Annotated in this window: 1 protein-coding gene; it reads right to left on the reverse strand. The window is 65.5% G+C overall.

Annotated elements, in window-relative coordinates:
* On the reverse strand, positions 1-3,933 hold a 3,933-nt coding region (locus EN994_RS21350; protein WP_281060185.1), incomplete at both ends, for a glucoamylase family protein.

Below are 3,933 nucleotides of genomic sequence, written 5' to 3' on the forward strand. Positions count from 1 at the left end.
CATCTCGACGTCGCGGGCACTCGCCGCGCACGGATCGTCGCCGGCCTCGACACGGCCAGACAGCGCCGCACCGCTCAGCACCGCCTGCGGTAGCTCGCTGGAGCCATGCCGGCCCAGGAACTCCGATCGGTCTGTCGTCACCGAATGGACGCCGCCGTCGGCCGCCAGGAACGCAACCCGCTCGCCGAAATCCAGCCCGTAGGGGTTTTGTGCGAGCAGCGCCCCACTGGCGGCATCCCGCGACGGGACGATGGTTGCCGCAGTGCGCGACCGATGCCCGCCGAGCACCCATTCGGCATAGGCATAGACACGCAGCCGCGCCGGCACCGAGCCGGAATTCTGGATGCGCAGCCGCGAGATTTTCAGGGAATCGACCGGATCGACGACATGGGTAAGGTCCATCGACAACGGTCCGCGCTTCGAGCGGAAGGTCGAGAAACCCTGGCCGTGCCAGGCCTCGTAGGTCATCGAGGGATCGCGCACCATGGCGGCGAGCGGCGAGAATGCCTTGCCGCTGGCCTGATCGTAGATATAGAGGCCCTCGCCCGGGCGGTTCGAGACCGGATCATTCGACCACGGCGTCAATTGGTAGTCGCGGCTGTTTCGGCTCCAGGTGAAGGCTGCGCCCTCGGCGGAGGTGTGGAACCCGAACGAGGCGTTGGAGACGACGTTGATCCACGGCTGCGGCGTCGTGCGCCGCCCGGCCAGGCGCACGACATAGTGCCGTCCGTCGCCGTCGAAACCGCCAAAGCCGTTCCATTGGCTGAGTCCGCTGCCATCGGCGCTGACATTGGCCACCGCCTGCGAGGCAGGAGTATGCGTCGTGGGTGTCGGCGACGGCAATTCACGCGGAATCGGCAACGTTGCCAGAGCATCCCGCGCCTGCAGGGCCGCCGCCTCGGCGCGCTCGATCTGGTCGAAGATGGTGCCGTTGCGCGTGTGCAGGACGACGCGGGCGACGGCGAGCAGCGTCTTGTAGGTGGTCTCGTCCATAAGATCGCGGCGCACCGCGAAAATGTGCTGGCGCGGCCCGAGCTCCTTGCCGCGCAGACGGCTGTTTTCGCACAGCGTCTCGACCGCCCGCTGCAGGTCCTGGACATAGGAGGACGCCTGCTCGTTGACGACGACGAAGTCGATCATCATGCCGCGGGTGCGCATATATTCCTGGAACCGCAGCGCCTGGGCGACGATTTCGAGATCGGCGACATCGCCGATCCTGACCAGGAAGATCGGGAAATCGCCGGAAATGCTTGTCGGCCACAGGCTCGACTGCTTGCCCAGCCCCGAGGCGATGGATTCGGCGGGAAGACGCAGGAACGGATCCGGATAGATCAGATAGCGCGCCAGCTTCTGCACATTGGCGGCATCGGTCAGGCTGAGGCCCATATGGCGGGTCTGCACCTGGCTGCGGGTCCAGGCAAGCATGGCCTGGCGGGCAAAGCTCTCCGGATGGTCGAGGCGGGCGATGGCTTCGTCCAGTTCGGCACGGCCGGCGCCGACAACCGTCCAGAAGGTCAGCGATATCTTCTTGTTGGCCGGCACGCGCACCTGGCGGCGCAGCGAGGCGACGGGATCGAGCGTAAAGCCTGAGTGGCCGCCCAGCCTGGCGCCCGGGTCGAAAGCGGCTGCGTCGACGATGGTGCGGCCACGGCCGATGAAGGCGCGCCTGTCGGTCTCGGCCTCGGCGTCGCGCGCCGATCCGGACGGATCGGTGACGAAATGCACCATGGCGATATCGGGCTCGCTGGTCTCGCGCTTGCGCCGCGTGGCGAAGATCGCCGCGTTGTTCGCAGAGATTTCGGTTTCCACGAACATCTTCGAGAAGGCCGGATGCGCGTTGTCGGACGCCTCCAGGCCGAGCACCAGCTCGGCAAAGGAGGTCACTTCGATGTGACGGTCGGACGGACCGTCATTGTAGAGCGTGACCCGACGGCCCTCGCCATTGCCTTCCGAGATGACGATGCATTCGACCTCGGAGCGCAAGGTGCCCACCGATTTGACGAAGCTCGCCTTGTCGTCGGAGAACAAGGTCTGCGCCTTTTCCTCGGCGGCTCGCTTCGGTTCGGCTGTAGCCGACCACCAGTCGCCGGTGCCGGCGTCACGCAGGAAGATGTAGGAGCCGAGCCGGTCCTCGGTCGGATCCGGCTGCCAGCGGGTGACGGAGAGATCGCCCCAGCGGCTGTAGCCCGAGCCGGTCGCGCTGACCATCACCGAATAGCGGCCGTTCGACATGACGTTGGTCGACCGCAGCGACTGCAGCGGATTGAGCACGATGCGGGTGTCGGGGCTGTCGACTTCGGTCTCGTCCTTGGAGCGTTCGTCGGCCTCGGTCCTGACGGTCGCTGTCGGGATGTCGCGCGGCGCCCTCTCCTGCAGCAAGAGTTCGGCCGATTCGATGACCGGATCGCTGTGGAAGCGGTCGCGCATGCGACCTTCGAAGATGGCGTCGGCAACCGCCGCGATCGACATGCCCGAATGGTGGGCCATATAATTCTGGACGACGACATGGTCCGTGCCTTCCGGCACGCGCTGTGGCGTGAAGTCGACGGCATCGTAGTAGCCGTGGCGGCCGAGCGCCCCGATCTCCCGCAATCGGGCGAGATTCAGCACGGCTTCACGCGGATTGAACTGGGCCGCCAGTATGGTGGCGTAAGGCGCGATCACCGTGTTCTGGCCAAGACCGCGCTTCAGCCCGAGGCCTGGAACGCCGAAATTGGTATATTGATAGGTCAGTTCGCGGTCGCGGGCATTGTAGGCGGCCTCCGAAATGCCCCACGGCACGTTCTTCTGGCGGCCATACTGGATCTGGCGCTTGATGATCAGCTTGCTGGTCTGGTTGAGGATCGAGCCCTGCGGCTCCTTCATGACCAGCGGCGGCATCAGATATTCGAACATCGAGCCGGACCAGGACATCAGCGCGCCCTGGAAACCGATTTCGACGATCGGCCGGCCAAGCCTGAACCAGTGCTCGGTCGGCAGATCGCCCTTGGCGATGGCGAACAGGCTGGTCAGCCGTGCTTCGGAAGCCAGAAGGTCGTAGCAGCTTTCGTCGAGCTGGTGTTCCTCGACCCGGTAGCCGATCGACAGCAGCTTGCGCTCCGGCCGCATCAGGAAGGAGAAATCCATCTCGAAGGCATAGCGGCGGGTGCGCTCGCGTAAGGTGAGCAGCTTGGCACGCAGCGCCTCGACGGCATTGTCGTCGCTGTGCGCGTCATGGACGTGCGCTTCGCAGGTGGCTTCCAGCCTTGCCGCCCAGTCGACGATGACGTCGCTTTGGGGCGACACCGCCTCGGTATGGATGGCGGTGGCCAATTTGCGGATCTCGCCGGCCAGCACGGCCAGGTTGATGGTGCGGATCGACGCCATTTCGGGCTGCGCCTTGATGGTGTCGACAGCGCGCCGCATGCCGTCGAGACGGTCGGCGAGGCGCTGGCGCAGCGGGCGCAACTGACGGCGGTCGTCGGGCAGATCATCGAGGCTTTCGCTGAGGATGGTGACCGTGTCGAGAATGCCTTCGAAATCGCCCTGGAGGTGCACGGAGGGCGCCTCGGCCCATTCGGCGCAGGCCGCCGCCACCGCCACCAGATGGCCGGCGAGATTGCCGCTGTCGACAGCCGAGATGTAGAGCGGATAGAGCGGCTTCAGTGTCGTGGTGTCGTACCAGTTGAAGAGGTGACCGCGCTCACGCGGCATGCCCTCGATCGTGGCCATGGTGGCGTCGATGCGGGTGATGGCGTCGGACAGGCTGATCCATCCGAAGTCGCGGGCGGAAACGACGGACAGCAGGTAGACGCCGATATTGGTCGGCGAAGTACGAGGCGCCACCACCGGTGCCGGGCTTTCCTGGAAATTGTCGGGCGGCAGATGGTGATGCTCTGCCGTCACGAAGCTTTCGAAATAATGCCATGTGCGCCGCGCCACCGTGCGCAACGT

Origin of the sequence: Mesorhizobium sp. M7A.F.Ca.CA.002.09.1.1 (assembly GCF_003998555.1) — a bacterium.
In the GTDB taxonomy this organism is placed as follows: Bacteria; Pseudomonadota; Alphaproteobacteria; order Rhizobiales; family Rhizobiaceae; genus Mesorhizobium; species Mesorhizobium ciceri.